Source organism: Rudaea sp., assembly GCF_057139185.1.
In genome coordinates this window covers 18063-34713 of record NZ_DBNHDN010000007.1, presented here as the reverse complement: position 1 = coordinate 34713, position 16651 = coordinate 18063, and the positions used below count along the sequence as shown (strand labels likewise).

Annotated in this window: 13 protein-coding genes and 1 pseudogene; 3 read left to right on the top strand and 11 right to left on the bottom strand. The window is 66.1% G+C overall.

Annotation, left to right across the window (positions count from 1 at the left end; genetic code table 11):
• Positions 1 to 149: 149 nt before the first annotated feature.
• Both AC16HO_RS02675 and AC16HO_RS02670 read left to right on the top strand, forming a co-directional pair.
• Positions 150 to 790, top strand: a pseudogene (locus AC16HO_RS02675) (IS3 family transposase); the annotation flags it as partial.
• Positions 791 to 991: 201 nt separating this feature from the next.
• Positions 992 to 1315: a M48 metallopeptidase family protein gene (locus AC16HO_RS02670; protein WP_395643872.1), complete on the top strand. Its 324-nt coding sequence runs from the start codon at positions 992 to 994 to the stop codon at positions 1313 to 1315.
• A gap of 85 nt (positions 1316 to 1400) precedes the next feature.
• Here the strand turns inward: AC16HO_RS02670 and AC16HO_RS02665 are convergent, their stop codons facing one another.
• The 5 genes from AC16HO_RS02665 to AC16HO_RS02645 form a co-directional block, all read right to left on the bottom strand.
• Entirely contained in the window at positions 1401 to 2414 is a 1014-nt protein-coding gene (locus tag AC16HO_RS02665; protein WP_395643871.1) for an aldo/keto reductase, read from the bottom strand.
• Between the two features lie 3 nt (positions 2415 to 2417).
• Positions 2418 to 2810 carry a DUF2255 family protein gene (locus AC16HO_RS02660; protein ID WP_395643870.1) on the bottom strand — a complete coding sequence of 131 codons (393 nt, stop codon included), beginning with the start codon at positions 2808 to 2810 and terminating at the stop codon, positions 2418 to 2420.
• 71 nt (positions 2811 to 2881) lie between these two features.
• Positions 2882 to 3916 carry a zinc-dependent alcohol dehydrogenase family protein gene (locus AC16HO_RS02655; protein WP_395643869.1) on the bottom strand — a complete coding sequence of 345 codons (1035 nt, stop codon included), beginning with the start codon at positions 3914 to 3916 and terminating at the stop codon, positions 2882 to 2884.
• A gap of 6 nt (positions 3917 to 3922) precedes the next feature.
• Complete coding sequence (locus AC16HO_RS02650; RefSeq protein WP_395643868.1) at positions 3923 to 4342, bottom strand: (R)-mandelonitrile lyase; 420 nt, start codon at positions 4340 to 4342, stop codon at positions 3923 to 3925.
• Between the two features lie 31 nt (positions 4343 to 4373).
• Positions 4374 to 5096, bottom strand: coding sequence for a carboxymuconolactone decarboxylase family protein (locus AC16HO_RS02645; protein WP_395643867.1), 723 nt, complete (start codon positions 5094 to 5096; stop codon positions 4374 to 4376).
• A 182-nt stretch (positions 5097 to 5278) separates the two neighbouring features.
• On the opposite strand from AC16HO_RS02645, the gene AC16HO_RS02640 reads away from it, so the two are divergent.
• Positions 5279 to 6172, top strand: coding sequence for a LysR family transcriptional regulator (locus tag AC16HO_RS02640; RefSeq protein ID WP_395643866.1), 894 nt, complete (start codon positions 5279 to 5281; stop codon positions 6170 to 6172).
• A 303-nt stretch (positions 6173 to 6475) separates the two neighbouring features.
• On the opposite strand, the gene AC16HO_RS02635 is transcribed toward AC16HO_RS02640, so the two are convergent.
• The 6 genes from AC16HO_RS02635 to AC16HO_RS02610 all read right to left on the bottom strand — a co-directional run bounded on the left by AC16HO_RS02635 (position 6476) and on the right by AC16HO_RS02610 (position 16227).
• A complete protein-coding gene (locus tag AC16HO_RS02635) occupies positions 6476 to 7663 on the bottom strand; it encodes a CaiB/BaiF CoA transferase family protein (protein ID WP_395643865.1) in 1188 nt (395 codons plus the stop codon).
• Positions 7664 to 7759: 96 nt separating this feature from the next.
• The gene (locus AC16HO_RS02630) at positions 7760 to 9607 is read right to left on the bottom strand and encodes a glycoside hydrolase family 127 protein (protein WP_395643864.1); all 1848 of its coding nucleotides are present in this window, start codon (positions 9605 to 9607) and stop codon (positions 7760 to 7762) included.
• A gap of 4 nt (positions 9608 to 9611) precedes the next feature.
• Complete coding sequence (locus AC16HO_RS02625) at positions 9612 to 11759, bottom strand: formylglycine-generating enzyme family protein (protein ID WP_395643863.1); 2148 nt, start codon at positions 11757 to 11759, stop codon at positions 9612 to 9614.
• A 111-nt stretch (positions 11760 to 11870) separates the two neighbouring features.
• Positions 11871 to 12836, bottom strand: coding sequence for a ribokinase (locus tag AC16HO_RS02620; RefSeq protein ID WP_395643862.1), 966 nt, complete (start codon positions 12834 to 12836; stop codon positions 11871 to 11873).
• Between the two features lie 162 nt (positions 12837 to 12998).
• Positions 12999 to 15164, bottom strand: a complete 2166-nt coding sequence (locus tag AC16HO_RS02615; RefSeq protein WP_395643861.1) for a TonB-dependent receptor — start codon at positions 15162 to 15164, stop codon at positions 12999 to 13001.
• Positions 15165 to 15342: 178 nt separating this feature from the next.
• Positions 15343 to 16227: a LysR family transcriptional regulator gene (locus AC16HO_RS02610; protein WP_395643860.1), complete on the bottom strand. Its 885-nt coding sequence runs from the start codon at positions 16225 to 16227 to the stop codon at positions 15343 to 15345.
• Positions 16228 to 16651 lie beyond the last annotated feature (424 nt).

The following is a 16651-nucleotide window of genomic DNA, read 5'->3' as shown; positions in this document are numbered from 1 at the left end:
CCGCACTTCAGGAGTTGCATGCCAGCCATGCTTCGAATTCATGCCGAGGTGACGGGCAGGCGAGAGCTGGCCCCGAAACGCCGGACAGTAGGTCAAGTGGAATTTCTGCTTCCCCCTGGGCGAAGGGCCCGCATCGCGAGGAGCAGAAAATGAAGAAGAGACCCCGTCGACCCACTCACCGGCAATCAAAGCCGAAGTAGTGCTGGATGCCGTTCGCGACGAGAAGACGCTGGCCGAATTGGCCAAGCAGCATGACGTGCACCCGCACCAGATCATCGACTGGAAGAATCAGCTGCTGGCCGGCGCGGCCGATGTATTCGTCGGCGAGCGCCACGATCCACCGATCGACGTCAAGTCGCTGCACGTGAAGATTGGCCAGCAGGCATTGGAGATAGATTTTTTTCCGGCGCGCTCGACAAGGCGGGGCTGTGGAGCGCAAAGCGATGATCGACCGCAGCCATGATCTTCCGGTGACGCGCCAGGCCGAGCTGGTCGGCTTGCCACGCGGCACGGTGTACTACCTGCCCGCACCGGTGAACGCTGCCGATCTGGCCTCGATGCGCCGGATCGACGAGTTGCGTCTGGAGCATCCCTACGCCGGCGCACGCATGCTGCGCGATATGCTCAAGCGTGAGGGCATTCCGGTGGGTCGCAAGCACGTGGGAACGCTGATGTGGTGAAGGGCATTGAAGCGCTGTATCGCAAGCCGAACACGAGTAAGCGCCATCCCGGACACCCGATCTACCCGTACCTGTTACGCGGCATGAGGATCACGCGTCCGGACCACGTCTCTCTTTTGAATGAGCCAAATGGCCTTCGCTATCGACTTGTGCGTGATTGTGCGCCACGCCACCTGCTGCGCGGGTGTATCGAGCTCATGGATGGGTAAAACAGATCGGTCAGGTTGCTGTCGGCGTCGGTGTTCATTTGTTGAGATAAAAAGCGTCGTCGCTTTTTCGCGCAGTTTATGGCCGAGCAGAAGGCGGCGTAAATGTCGCTTTCGACTCATAAAGCGCAGCGTGCCAGACGTGAGCCGCGCCTCGGCGTCGAGGTGGCCGCGTACTTCCTGCAACGCATGAGGACAAGGTGGGGCGGTTGCAATCATCAGGCAAAGCACATCCGGTTGAACACCGAGTTGGTGAAAAAGCCGAAGGATCTGCTGGAGTACGTGGTGGTGCACGAGATGGCGCACCTGATCGTGCCAACACACGGTGAGCGCTTCATCGCCATTCTCGATCATCACTATCGAAGTTGGCGCGAAGCCCGCGCCGAGCTGAACGAGCTGCCGCTGACCGCCGAAGCCTGGCCGGACTAGTCGGCGTCACGGCGGCGCAAGCGTCCGGCGACGGGTGTGGCTCGTCGTGCGGCAAACCACGCGGGACTCGCGTTTGCCGTGTCAGTCAGTTCACCTGGCTGGGTGGCGCCTCGCGTCCCACCATCGCCTGCTGCGCCGGCGCGTAGCGTTCGCCGACGATGTGCAGCTGCGCGGCGGCCTGCTCGATTTCGCGCAGGTCGGTCGCTGACAGTTCGACATTTGCGGCACCGAGGTTTTCTTCCAGCCGGTGCAGCTTGGTGGTGCCCGGAATCGGCACGATGTACGGCCGTTGCGCGAGCAGCCATGCCAGCGCGATCTGCGCGGGCGTCGCGCGCTTGTCGCCGGCGACCCGCTTGAGCAAGTCCACCAGCGCCTGATTCTTGGTGATGGCTTCGGGCGAGAAGCGTGGCACGCTCTTGCGGAAGTCGCCGTCGCCGAGCTTGAAGTCCTTGCCCATCGCGCCGGTGAGGAAGCCCTTGCCGAGCGGGCTGTAGGGCACGAAGCCGATGCCGAGTTCATCGCAGGCCTTGAGGATGCCGTTGCCCTCGACCGCGCGCCACCACAGCGAGTATTCGTTCTGGATCGCACTCACCGGCTGCACGGCATGCGCGCGCCGCAGTGTCGCGACGCCGGGCTCGGACATGCCGAAATGCTTCACCTTGCCCTGCGCGATCAAATCCTTGACCGTGCCGGCCACGTCCTCGATCGGCACGTTCGGATCGACGCGATGCTGGTACAGCAGGTCGATGGTCTCGACGCCCATGCGCTCCAACGAGCCGTCCACTGCTTTGCGGATGCGTTCGGGCCGGCTGCAGACGCCGCGGTTCTCGCCGGTGGCGAAGTCGATGTCGAAGCCGAACTTGGTGGCGATCGCGACCTGGTCGCGCACTGGGTTCAGTGCCTCACCGACGACCCGCTCGTTCGTGAACGGGCCGTACACCTCTGCGGTGTCGAAGAAGGTCACGCCGCGATCCACCGCGGCGCGGATCAGTGCCACGCCTTCGGGCGTCGTGAGTTTCGTCGCGTAGCTGAAGCTCATGCCCATGCAGCCAAGGCCGAGGGCGGAGACTTCAAGACTTCCGAGTTTGCGGGTGTGCATGGTTCACGCTCCTTGAAGCGCGGGTGAGAGTGGTGAGATCCGGACGGTCGCCGCGCGAGCGCGCTGGCCGATCATCGGCTCGAGGTAGGGGTTGCCGCGATACTTGGTGCGATAGGCCTCGTCGATGCGGTCGTTGATCGCGCCGTCGACCGGCTCGAAGGCGACGTCCTGCGTGGTGCCGGCGGCGCTGATGCGACCGGCCTTCTGCCGCAGCGCGGCCTGATACCAGCGCGAACGGGTGCCGTTGTAGCCACGCACGTAGAGCGCATCGTCCACCACCACCGACCAGATCCAGGTGGGCGTGCCGTAGGTGACGCCGTCCTCGCGGAACGGCGAGATATGCAGGTCGTCGCTTGCGGCGATCCTGCGCAATGTGTTTTTGGGCCATCCGGTCACAAGGTCGCCTCGCGTTTGGAATTGGCCGCAGGGATCTTCATTTTCGCTTCCTTCGTGATTCGTGGTGCGCCTCAGGGCTGCACCATCACCTTGATCGCTTCGCGCGCATCCATCGCGCGGTAACCGTCGGGCACGCCGCCCAAGTCCACCGTGCGGTCGAACACGCGACCGGGTTCGATGCGGCCTTCGAGCACGTCGGGCAGCAGTTCGTCGATGTAGGCGCGCACCGGAGCCGGGCCGCCGCCGACGAGGACGTTGCGGTAGAACATCGGCTGCGCCTGCGGTACGACGTCGTAGTGTGGCACGCCGACGCGACCAACCGCGCCGCCGGCGCGAGCTATGCCCATGGACGTGGCCATCGCCTGCTCCGTGCCGACGCATTCGAGCACCGAATGCACGCCGAAGCCGCCGGTCAATGCGCGCACGCGTGCTATGGCGGCTTCGCCACGTTCGCTGACCACGTCGGTGGCGCCGAACTGCTTGGCCAGCGCGATGCGATCCGGATGTCGGCCCATGAGAATGATCTGCTCGGCACCCAGACGCTTGGCCGCAATCACGGCGCACAGGCCGACCGCGCCATCGCCAATCACCGCGGCCTTCTTGCCCTTGCCGACGCGGGCCACGACGGCGGCGTGATGGCCGGTGCCCATCACGTCGGACAGCGTCAGCAGCGACGGCATCAGCGCGTCGTCTTCGCCGACTGGCAGCGGGAACAGCGTGCCGTCGGCCCACGGAATGCGCAGCGCCTCGGCCTGCGCGCCGCCGACCTCGGCGTTGCCGAAGAAGCCACCGTGAACGCAGGCGGTGTGCAGGCCTTCGTGGCAGAAATCGCAACTGCCGTCGGAATACGCGAACGGCATGATCACGACATCGCCGACTTTGATGGTGCGCACGTCCTTGCCGATGGCCTCGACCACGCCAATGGCCTCGTGGCCCATGTTCTGGCCCTGACCATCGGCCTGCTTGAGCTTGTACGGCCACAAGTCGCTGCCGCAAATGCAGGCGCGAGTGACGCGGATCAGCGCATCGGTGGGTTGCTTGATGCTGGCGTCGGGGATGTTCTCGACCCGCACCTCGCCGGCCTGGTACAGGATGGTTGCTTGCATGGCGGCTTACCTCGAAGTGTCCAGTGGGCTGTGGTATTGCGCATCGGTGACCGGCTCCATCCAGTCCACCACCTTGCCGTCGGCGTCGGCCTCGGCGATCGCGATGTGCGTCATCGGCGTCGTCGGCGAAGCGCCATGCCAATGCCGCTTGCCGACCGGGCAGGTGATCACGTCGCCGGGGCGGATCTCGACCTTGGCCTCGCCCTCGCACTGCGTCCAGCCGAGGCCGTCGGTGACGATCAGGGTCTGGCCGCAGGGATGCGTATGCCAGTTCGAGCGCGCACCGGGTTCGAACGTGACCACCGCACCGGATACGGGCGCGGGGCCTGCGGATTTGAACAGTGGTGCAAAGCGCGCGCGGCCGGTGAAGTTGACGGTGCCGCCGTCGATGAAGGCTTGTGAACCGTTGCGTTGCAAAGTGCTCATGGGAGGTTTCCTCTGGCAATGAATGCGGGAATTACTGCGCGTTGGCGGCGCGCTGCTCGAACACCTGCTTGAACACCGGCAATGCGGAAAACACGCGCGGCCAGCCGGTGTAGAACGCAAGCTGGGTCAGTACTTCGCCGGCTTCGGCGTGGGTGAGGCCGTTGTCCAGCGCACGATTGAGGTGATACGGCACTGCCAAGGCCTGGCCGGTCGCGATCAGTGACGCCACGGTCACGAGACTGCGGTCGCGCGGCGCGAGGCCCGGGCGCAGCCACAGGTCGCGGAACAACAGATCGGTGGTGTTCTGCACGACGCCCGGCGATACCGCATCGAACTGCTGCGAGACATTGCTCGCGCGCTTGGCTTCGCCCGCCTCATCGAGTGCCAGCAGCTTCGGTGATACCGCGGCGAGCTGATCGGTCTTGATGCCGCGCGCCGCAAATACCGACTGGATCGCGACGGCCGCGTCCACCGCGTTCTCCCAGCCGGAATAGAACGCGAGCTGGACCAGCGCCTCGGAAATCTCGCCGGGCTTCAGGCCGTTGTCGAGCGCATGGTTGACGTAGTACGGCAACTCGCGGGTCTGATCGAGCGAGACCAGTGCGGCCAGCGTGACCAGGCTGCGGTCGCGCATCGACAGGCCCGGTCGCTTCCACACGCCGTCCAGCAGCGCGCTTTGCGTCAAGTGCGCGAGCGCGGGGCAAACCGACTCGACATTGGTGAGCGCCGGCGTTTGCGTGGATGCAGTATTCATGACGGGTTTCCTTTCAGAGTGCGTGCAAGCGGCCAGCGCCATGCAGATCAGCAAGGTATTGCGGGCGTGGGTCATCGTGTTCATGGTGGTCATTTTCCGAGTCTTGGATAGTCGTGACTAGCTAATTTCATCTAAATGCAGTTATAAGGTCGGCTAATACTTGCCGGGTGCAAGGCCGGACCATGGCCAGACGCAATCTCAACGAGCTGCTGTATTTCGTCACCGTTGCGCGCGAGGGCAGTTTCACCCGCGCCGGCGCGCTGCTGGGCATCAGCCAGTCGGCGATCAGCCAGGCCATCAGCGGGCTCGAGGCGCGGCTCGAAATCCGGCTGCTGACGCGCACGACGCGCAGCGTCTCGCCCACACCCGCCGGCGAGCGCTTGTTGCAGGCCATCGGTCATCGCTTCGACGAGATCGAAACGGAACTCGATGCATTGACGGCGATGCGCGACAAGCCGGGCGGCACGGTGCGGATCACCTGCGGCGAGAATGTGTTGCGTTCGATCCTGTTGCCCAAGCTCGCACCGGTGCTGCGCGCGTATCCGGACATCAGGATGGAATTCGACGTCAGCTACGGTTTGCGCGACATCGTCGCCGACCGCTTCGATGCCGGCGTGCGCATGGGCGAGAGCATCGACAAGGACATGATCGCGGTGCCGATCGGGCCCAGGCTGCGGATGGTGGCGGTCGCAGCCTCGGCGTACTTCGCCGCGAAGCCGCCGCCGAAGAAACCTCAGGATCTGCTCGCGCACAACTGCATCAACCTGCGCCTGCCGACCTATGGCGGGCTGTATGCCTGGGAATTCGAGCGCGCCGGCCGGCCGCAGAACGTTCACGTCGAAGGCCAGCTGACCTTCAACACGACGCCGCCCGTGATCCAGTCGGCGCTGGAGGGGTTGGGCATCGCTTTCGTGCCCGAGGACGAAGTCGCGACGGAACTCGAAGACGGTCGCCTCGTGCGCGTGCTCGAAGCCTGGTGTCCGCCGTTTCCGGGCTACCACCTGTACTACCCGAGTCGGCGCCAGCCATCACCCGCGTTCGCGCTGGTACTGGAGGCGCTGCGCCACCGCCGCTGACCACAACGGGCGCCGCGTGTGCGGGGATGTGCCCCACTTCCACCGTCGGTGCGCACACCGCAGCGCCATCCGCGGGCGATGACCGCGGGGGATCGACCGGCGGACCGTTGTACCCTCGCCCGCAGCTTCGCGTTTTGACCGGCGGCCGACGAATTGCTGCTCGATCGTCTCCGTGGGGTGGCAGTCGCTCATCGCGACGCAGAGCGTCCGGGGACGGGCGCTTGGCGATGCGCGCAGGGAAACGAAACGCGATGCGCGGCGCGACTGCCGCGCAAGCCGGCTTCGGTGCGCCGGCGTGCGCAGCTACGCGGTCTTCTTGTCGGGGCCCGGCAGGGCACCGAGCACGGCCTGCGAGTCCTGGTCGAAGCGCGGTGCGGCAAACGGCACGGGCCCCGGCGTGCGGCCGAATTTGATCGGGTTGGCGACGCCGTGGTAGCGGCCGACGACGGGATGCTCGATCGTAGCGACCATGTTCTCGGCAAGCACCTGCGGGTGCTCGAACATGTCCTCGATGCGGCGCGCGGCGGCACAGGGCACGTCATCGCCGAACCGCGCTTCCCAATCGAGTGCGGTGTGCGCAGCGAGTGCGGCGTGCAGCTTCGGGATGATCTCGGCGGCATGTTCGGCGCGCTTGCGTACGCTGTCGTAGCGCGGATCGGCGGCGAGCGATTGCAGCCCGGTCTTTTCGCACAGCGCCTTCCAGAAGCGCGGCGTGTTCGCCGAGATGTAGAGATGGCCCGCGCGCGTCGGATGGATGCCGGTGACGCCGCCCGAACGCATGTCGCGGCCGATGTCGAGCGATTCGCCGTCGGCCCAGATCATGCGCGCGGACTGCATCGTCAGCGCACTGCGCAGCAGCGACACGCCGACGAACTGGCCGCGGCCGGAGCGCTCGCGCTCGTACAGCGCGGAGGAAACCCCGGCGCCGAGCAACGCGGCGGCGTAGTAGTCGACGACCGAGCCGTAGATGATCTCGGGCGGGCCGCCGCGCTTGCCTTGCAGCGCGCACATGCCGGTCATGGTCTGCAGCACCTGGTCGTAGCCGGCCTTGTCCCGCATCGGCCCGGTCTCGCCGTAGCCGGAGACCGCGCAGTAGATCAGGCGCGGGTTGATCAGGTTGAGCTGCTCGTGATCGATGCCGAGGCGCTTGGGCACGCTCGGGCGGAAGCTGTGCACAAGCACGTCGGCCTCGCGCACGAGGCGCAGCAGCGCGGCATGACCCGCAGGTGCTTTCAGGTCGAGGACGATGCCGAGCTTGGAACGGTTCACGCCCATGAAGGCGCGGCTTTCCGCGGCCAGCGTCGACGGATAATTGCGCAGGTTGTCGCCATCGGGCGGCTCGATCTTGATCACCTCGGCGCCCTGGTCGGCGAGCAGGGTGCAGCCATACGGGCCGGCGATGTAGCTCGACAGGTCGAGCACGCGCACGCCCGAGAGCGGCCCCGGCGCGCCCGTGCGTTTGACCAGATGGAAGGCGGACGACGTGGCCATGAAAAACTTCCTATTTCCCCAGCAATGTCAGTCTGCGCGACCCGCCACAACGGAAACAGGCCGCCCGGCTAGTTTCTTGCGCTACAAATTCTTGCGTCATGGATCCGGCTCCGGCGCAAGTGCCATCCAGGTCAGCCGCCAGGCGCCGTCGACGCGCCCGCCTGCCCGATAATACGGCACGAACTTCACCGCCGAACGCCTCAGCGGACCGAGCACGAGCGCGGCGCCTTCTTCGCCATCCGCCGTCGGCTCGATCCGCAGCCATCGTTCCGGCGGGTCCGGCGGCAGCAACAGCGACTCCTCGGTCTTGTAGCCATCGATCAACCTGGTCGCGTAGACCAGCGGCCCGAGCGTGATCGCGAGATAGTCGTGGCGCAGCACTTCCTGGCGCACCGGGGAACCATCGGGCGCGCGCGACTCCTGCACGTTGCGATGCGCAAGACGGTGGATCTGCGGGGTCATCGGCAAATCGAGCGCGATCGTGTCGCCCGTACGCCATTCGCGTTCGATCGTCGCGTACTCGCCGGCCGCGGCTTCGAACGTGATGCGCTCGCCGTTGATCGCGATTGCCGCATGGTTCGCCCAGGTCGGGATGCACAGGCGCAGCACAAACCGCGCGCCGCGCTCGAGCGTCAATCGCAGGTTGATGCGGCCGTCGAACGGATAGCGCGTCTGCTGCTCGACCGTCACCGCGCCGGCCTGCGGCAACGTCAATGTCGCTGTGCCCGGCGCGTAGAGGTTCAGGTCGATGCCGTGCGCTCGGGTCGAACAGATCAGCGCCGGCAATTCCTCCAGCGCCATCGCGCCCGAGGATTTGCAGCAACGCCAGTACGTCGTGTGCACGCGCTTGCCGTTTGCGTACGAGTAGTAGCACCAGTCCTCGCCGTTCGCCGCGAACGCGCCGAGCAGATCGTTGTACGCGCTGCGTTCGATCTCCTCCGCATACTTCGCCGCACCGGTGATCGTGAGCAATTCGCGGTTGAGCTGGATCCAGGCCAGGGTCGAGCAGGTCTCGACGTAGGCCTGCGGGAAGAACGTGCCGGGCGCGTTGAACACTTCGCGCGAACGGTGCGCGACGCCGCCGCAGGGGCCGCCGCCGAGGCTCAGGTGGTGCTCGCGGATGTTCGTCCAGAGGCTCTCCACCGCGTGCAAATACTCCGGCGTGCCGGTCGCGCGATGCAGCTTGGCCAGGCCGACCAGGTTCCAGATCAGCTGGTAGGCCTTGCCCGTCGCGATCTCGCTCGCATCCGCGCCCGCCAGCGCGCGCGCAAGCAGGGCCAAGTCCGGATTCGCGTCGGCCTGTTTCAGGATCCGCAGGGCCAGATCGAGATAGCGCCGTTCGTCCGTTGCGAAATACAGCTCGGCCGCCGCGTCCATCAGCACGGTCGCCGACATGCCGTGATGGTTGCCGAGTTCGCAGATGTCGATGCCGCCGTCACTCAGCGTGCGCCAGCACAGATCGCCGATGCGCCGCGCCGCTTCGAGATAGCGCGCATCGGGAAAATGTTTGTTGACCTCGACGAGGCCGAGGATCAGATACGCATGGATCCAGATGTCCCAGGTGCGCGGCACCGGTTCGCCGTTCCACGACTTCGGCTTTGGCGGACGCTTGAGCATGAAGCGCCGCTCGGGCGCATAGGTGCCGAGATAGCCATCGACCTGCTGACGCGAAACGAGAAAGTCGGCGACGCGGCGAACCTGCGCGATCAACTGCGCGTCGCGCGTGCGCGCTGCGCACTTCGCCGCCGCGTACAACCACTTGCCTGCGTGTTCGCCGTACCAGTCGCCTTCGCGATTCTGCGCGAGGTGTTCCGCGCCGAAGATCGCGATCGCCGGACTCGTCTCGTCGACGATGAAATGGCGCAGTCGCCCCGCTGCATTCGCGCGCAGCGCTTCGCCGAGCAGGCCGCCCACACGCATGTCGATGGCGTGAAAATCCGCCACGGCTCTAGTCGGCGTCGAGCACGCAGCGGAAACCGATCCGTCCCGAACGGTCCTTGCACGGCGCCATGAGCAGGAGCTTGCCGTGTTGATCGAGCCGGTGCGCTTGCGGGAAATACCAGTGCGAAGTCTGCGGCTGATACGAGCTGCCGCCGCGCAGCACCGCGGCACGCGTGTGTTCGTCCGTGTATTCGTCGGTCCACTGCCAGACGTTGCCGACGAGATCGAGCACGCCGAACGGGCTGGCGCCCTGCGGATGCGCAGCGACGTCGGCGGGCGGCGCGAGCGTGCGAGCGCGGTTCGTCGCAGGCACCGCTTCGCTGTTCCACGTCGAACCCCACGGATACGAACGGCCGTCGCCACCCTGCGCGGCGTACTGCCATTCCCATTCGTGCGGCAGGCGCTTGCCGGCCCAGGCTGCGTAGGCGCGCGCGTCCTCGAGCGAAACCCAGGTGACCGGTTTGTTCTCCCAGCCCGCCGGCGGCGCGTGGTTGCTCCAGTCGCGCAGGAAGTTGTGCGCGTCGCGCGGGGTATACTTTGTCGCATCGAGGAAACGCTTGAACTGCGCGTTGGTCACCGGCGTGCGATCGATGTGGAATCTCTCGATGCGCAGGCGCCGGCGATGGCTGCGCCGCGGCGTCGATTCCCATGGATACTGCACGTCGAGGCCGGCCCAGGTCTGGCCTTCGATCTCGATGCCGTGGACGACGAAGTCGAAATCGCCGGCGGGAATCGTCAGCATGCCTTCGGGCGCATCGGCGATGCGCTGCGTCGGTTCGATCGCGACGAGTCGCTGCGCCAGCGCCTGCCACGCACTCGACAGCGACTGCAGCGGCGTCCGCGCGCGTTCGCGCATCTGCGCGAGAAACGCATCGAGTCCGTCGATCCCGACATCCGCCTCGAGCGCGAGCAGTGCGCCGAAGCCATGCGCTTCCAGCGCGAACTCGAACACCGCTTGGCCGGCGTCGATGCGCGGCGTCAGCGCGACCCCGTGCCAGAGGTCGAAATAGCGCGCGCCGTCGCGCCGCGGCAGTGCGATCTGCTCGCCGTCGACCGCGTACTCGTTGCGGTTGACGAAGTTCCACACGGTGATGCCATCGCGCGGGAATTCGCTGGCAAACACGCCGGCCTGCAAGGTCTTTGCGTATGGCCGCCAGTCGGCGCTGGTCATCTGCGCGGCGAAACGGCGTTCGATCATCGCGCAGCGGCGCAGCGCTTCGGCGTTGCGCGGGGTGAACCCGTTCCAGATGCCCCAGACGTTCTCCCAGGCGTTGCAGCCGATGCCGTTGAAGAACAGGTACTGCAGGTCGTTGGTGCGCTCGCGGCCCCAGCGGTTTTCGTAGTGGATCATGTGGCGCGGCTCGAGCCATTTGAACTTGGCCACCGACGGCACGACGTCGGCGGGCGCTTTCTTGCCCCAGCTCGACACGTTCCAGATCAGCTGTTCCTCGGCGCTGATCGTCGATTCCGGCTCGCACACGACCGCGCAGCCGAGCGCGTCGCAGGCGTCGAAGAACGCGCGCGGAACGCCGTTGTAGGTGTCGCCGTTGAGGCCGTCGGCGCCGACCTTCTCGACGATCTTTGCAATGGCGAGCCAGTCGGCTTCGCCCTCCTCGCGCGTGCCGTGGTCCCACGGCATCGTCGGCAGGAACACCTTGACGCCGCGGCGGTGAAAGTCGGCGACCGCACCGCGCAGTCCTTCGAGCCCGCCCGGCAAATCACGGGCGAGATCGAACTGGTTGCGGTCGTCGACGCCGATGTTCGGATAGACGTACCAGATCAGCACGCTGTCGATGCCGCCGTAGCGCGCTTCGAGGTCGTCGAGATAGCGGTCGACGGTATACTTTTGCGCAACCGGATCGTAGAAGTAGCGGTCCTCGACCATCATCTGCGCATGGACGAAGTTGTGCTGCGCCCATTGCAGTTCGGGCCGGCGATAGTTGGCGTCGTCGTAGCCGATGCGGGTCAGGTGTTCGCGCCGCCATTCGCGCAGGGAGGCGATCCAGTCGTCGCTGCTCGCGTTGACGTCGATCGTCCAGTGGCCGATCTCGGCGAACGGCCAGCCTGGCGCCTTGCCGGGCGTCGGCAGGTAGCGGCCCGTGGTGACGTGCGAGAAGTGGTAGTGCGTCTTGCGTGGCTGGTCTTCGGCGGTCATGCGAATCGATCAAAAAAAATTCTTGCCACGGATTGCGCGGATGGCACGGATAGAGCGAAAAATCGGCTTTTCTTTGTCCGCATTGGTCCGTGGAATCCTCGGCAAAGGTTTTTAGTCCTTCAAGCCGCAGTAAGCGGCGAGTTCGCGCTGCGCGGCGACGTTGTTCGTCCTTGCGGCCCGGGAGCGCATGAAGGTTTCAATCTCGTCGTAGCCGGGCACGCCCGTCTGCGCGCCGAGGCGTGTGGTCGCGAGCGCGCCCGCGGCGCTCGCGCGCGCAAGCGCGGTCGGCAGGTCCAGACCGGCACCCAGCGCCGCGGTGAACGCGCCGCAGAATGTGTCGCCCGCGCCGGTCGTATCGACCGGATCGACGCGATACGCGGCTTGCAGGTGGAATTTGCCTTGCGCGCGTGCGCACGCGCCGCGCGCACCGAGTGTGACTATCACGCAAGGTACGCAAAGGTGCTTCAGCGCCGCGGCGATGTTGCCGTGCACGCCGGTGATCGTCGCCAGCTCACCTTCGTTGACGATCAGCACGGCCACTGCGTCGAGCAGCCCGGTCGGCAGTTCGCGCGCAGGCGCGGCATTCAGCACGACGCTCACACCGGCCGCATGCGCCGCGACCGCATAAGCCATCACGGTTTCCATCGGCGTTTCCAGCTGCAGCAGCAGATGGCTGACGCCGGCCAGTGCGGGCAGGTGTTCGGCGCGCAGCTTGTTGTTCGCGCCGGGCGCGACGGTGATCGCGTTCTCGGCATCGTCGGCGAGGCAGATGAAGGCCGTGCCTGTTGCGACTCCCGGCGTGCGCACGATGTGCAGTTCGACGCCGGCGCCGCGCAGCGAGGCTTCGAGCTGTTGCGCGTAGGGATCCTCGCCGAGCGCGAGCAGCATGCTTGTGGCCGCGCCGCCGGCGCGCGCGCAGGCGACGGCCTGGTTCGCACCCTTGCCACCGGGGAACGTGGCGAATTCGCGTCCGAGCACGGTCTCGCCCGGCGCGGGCACGTGTGCAGCGCGCACGACGAAGTCGAGGTTGGCGGAACCGGCGACGAGGACGCCGCTGCGGGAAGGTGCGTGGTTCATGCGATCGGTCGCGGGCGCGAGGTTTCGGGATGGCTGGCCGATTCTATGCCGGATGCGCCGTCATGGCAGAAAAAAAGAAACCGCCGCCGCGGGTTGGAGAGGCCGCGGCGGCGACGCCGTGCAGCGCGACGGGAGGGGTCGCGCCGCATGCGGACAAAACGCTCAGAACGAGAACTTGTCGGTGATCGAGACCACGCGGCCGCGACCGGCGAAGAAATTCTGGTAGCTGTCGACCTGGTTGAACGCGAGAATGTAGTAACGGTCGGTCAGGTTTTCCACGCCCAGGGTCAGCTTGCCGAATTTGCGCGTGTCGTAGTTGACCTCGAGATCCCACAGCGTGTAGCCGCCGATGTGTTCATACGCGGTGGTGTTCTGGTTGAGGTTGCGCGACAGCAGCGTGGTGCCGCCGAGCGTGGCGTTGCCGTACTCGGAGAAATTCCAGGTCAGCGAGGCGCCGAGCTTGGCCGGCATCACGTCGGTCACGCCCATGTGCTTGGTCAACGGGCCGTTCGCGGTGAACACGGTGTAGCCCATCGCGCGCGAGAACAGCAGCGTCGATTTCCATTCGTCGTTGAAGCGGAAGTCGCCGGAGAATTCGAAACCCTTGATGTCCACCGGCGCGCGATTCATCACGTAGTCGCCGGTGGTCGGATCGACCGACAGCGAGGCGCCGAGCTGCGAGGTCGACTTGTACGCCGAGGCCGAGAATCCGGCGCGCTCGCCACGCCAGTTGAAGCCGACTTCCTCGTTGCGCACGATGATCGCCTGCAGATCCTTCATCTTCGACACCGACACGCCGGGCTTGTTGACGTTGCGCAGCGGAATGCCCGCGTTCGGCAGGGTGAAGCCCTTGCTCCACGAGGCGAACGCGGACCAGCCCTCGGCGAAACGCCAGATCGCGCCGACATTGGGCAGGTTGTTCTGGTAGTCGATCGTGCCGCCCTTGACCGCGACGCGGTTGCGGTAATACGTCGTGGTGTAGTCGTTGACCTCGAGCTGGCCGTCCTCGCGGCGGATGCCGCCGACCAGGGTCACCGGCCCGACATCCCAGGACAGCTGCAGATACGGCGCCCAGCTCGTGTAGTCCATCGGCGGCACCCACAGGCGGTTGGTGATCGCCAGCTTCTGCTGTGCCGTGTCCTCGACCCAATCGACGCCGGTGTGCAGCTCGAGACCGCTGACGCCGAACAGATCCGGCCGCGTCCACGAGGTGCGCAAGCCCTTCTTCTGCGAATTGATTTCCGACTGGTCGATCAGGGTGCCGAGCGGAGCGATCAGCGGATCCTGCTTGTCCGGCGTGGCCTCGGGCAGGAAGCGCATCGCCTGGCTGGCGCGGTAGGCGTCCATCGCCAGCGTGCCGCCGAAGAAGTCGCTGTTGAGGTACTTGAGCTGGGCCTGCCAGAAATCGTTGAACGGCGCGTAGGTGCCGGGATTGTGGCCGGGCACCGCGGTGTCGGTGATGCCCTTGCTGCGGTCGCCGAGCTGCTCGATGTAGTTGTCCTTGCCGTCGATCTTGAACTTGCTCAGGGTCAATTGCAGGCGCTGCGAGTTGCCTTGGCCGAAGTCGTAGCCGAACTTGGCGAAGAAGTCGTTCGAGCTCGTGTCGGCGAGCGAGCCGGACTGATGCATGCCGATGCGCCGGCCGTTCGCGTCCCAGGTGATGCCGCGGTCGATGTAGGAGCCGGCGAGGTACATGTCGAAATCGCCGCTCTTGTGCGCCCAGTTCGCGCCGACCTTGTAGCCGGAGGAATCGTCCTTGAACTGGGTCGAGTAGCGCATGGTCAGGTCGACCTGGTCGCCTTCCTTCTGTGCACTCTTGGAGATGTAGTTGATGATGCCGCCGGCTGCGCCGATGCCCTCGGCGGCCGAGGGGCCGTTGATCACCTCGACGCGGTCGATGATGCCCATATCGGTGAACGTGCCGTTGCGCGTACCTTCGCGCAGCGGCGAGCCCTGCGGAATACCGTCGAACAGGCGCAGCGGAATGCGTCCGCGCAGGTTCTCGCCGGTGTTGCTCATTGCCTGCGAGGATTCGGCGTAGCCGGGTACGGTGCGTGCGAGCACGGCAGTGGCGTCGTCGGTCAGTGCCAGCGTGCGGTCGACTTCGGCCTTGGTGATGACCATGATCGCGCCCGGAATCTTGTCCACCGCCTTGGCGCTGCGCGAACCGGTGGTCACGGTGACGGTTTCGAGTTCCTGCCTGGGCTTGTCGCTCGGCGTGGCGTTGTCTGTCTGCGCCGCGTTCACCGCGGCGGGATCGTCGGCGTGCGCGCTAGCCGCTGCCGCAAGCACGATGCAGCCGAGCGCGGTGGTAATGGGTCTGGTCATTGCTTTCTCCCCGGTCGTGTCAAAGGTGGAGCCGCACGGCTCGGCTCCGCTGGCGTCAGCGCCTGCCATCCTCGGCAGGCGTCGCGCTGCGCGCCTCGTTGCGGACGCTCTGAATGCAGCACTCGACGCTGGGAGCCTAGGCGCTCGCGATCGGGAGAGGAATCGCCCGCGCCTATGTTCAGACTCTACTTTTTGTTGTCATCGCCGCGCGCGCTTCGGCAAGCAACACGGTGACGAGACGGATGCGCACGGTCGAGCGCGACCAGACCGTGCCGATGCGGCGTGGCTCGCTGGGCTGCGGCAGCGCCATGCGCACGAGTTGCAGGCCTTCCGGCCACGGCTGCGCGTAGTCGGGCACGATCGACACGCCGAGGCCGCGGTCGACCATGACCGCGATCGCGTTGAGCGCGTTCAGCTCGAAGCGCTCGTGCGGCACGATGCCGTTCTCGCGCAGGTAGGCGTCGGCGAGGCGACCGCCCCACTGATTGCGGTCGTAGCGGATCAGCGGCTCGTTCGCGAGCAGTTCGTGCGGGTCGCGGCCGGCGTATTTTTTCGGCGCGATCAGCACCAGCGGCTCTTCGCGCAGCAACTGCCAGTCGCAGGTTTTCGGCAGCGCGTAGGGAGCCTGCAGCACGAGCGCGGCATCGAGTTCGCCGGCCTCGACCGCGCGGTACATCTCGGCCGAATAGCCCGGGCGGATGAACACGTTGATCTGCGGGAACTTCGCGACCATGCGCGCGAGGATGTCGGGCAGCATGCCGGCGAGTGCGGTCGGGCAGGCGCCGAGGCGCAGCTCGCCCGACACCGCGCTGTCGTTGGCGATGCTGCGCAGGTCGGCAACATCGCGCAGCAGCGCGCGGGCGCGCTCGAGAATGCGTGCGCCCTCCTCGGTCACGCTGACCGTGCGTCCGACGCGCGCGATCAGGGTCACTCCGATCTCGCGCTCGAGCGTGCGGATCTGCTGCGCGACCGCCGCCGGCGTGATGTCGAGCACGCGCGCCGCCGCGGCCATCGAGCCGCGCTCTACGACGTTGACGAAGGTGCGAAGGAATTGGGTGTCCATCGCGCTATCCTAACGGTTCGGCGCTGCGCTCTGCTCGTCATTTCCGCATGCTCTTGGCGAGAATCCAGCCAATGCTTTTGATTTCCTCTGACCGCGTCCCTTCGCTGTTCCGCGCGCGTCCAGCGCGCGGGTCGCTTTTCTGCTTTTGCTTCTGCGCGCAGGAGCGCGCTGTCCTGGCTTTCGGGTCCCCGTTGCATTGCGGCGGCAGCGGTCGGAAGTGCCCGCAGGGGCGGCGCGAGGGATCGCGCCGACTTCGCTGCCTGCACACGGAGGTGCAGTCAGCGAAGCCCGGCCGCTGACGCGCACCCGAAGCGCAGGATGCGCGCAGGGCGCAATGCTCTGGGGGCATTTCTTTGGTTACTTTCTTTGTGCAAGGAAAGAAAGTAACCCGCTCCTCCGCAGGACGAGTGGAAGCTGTTGCTCC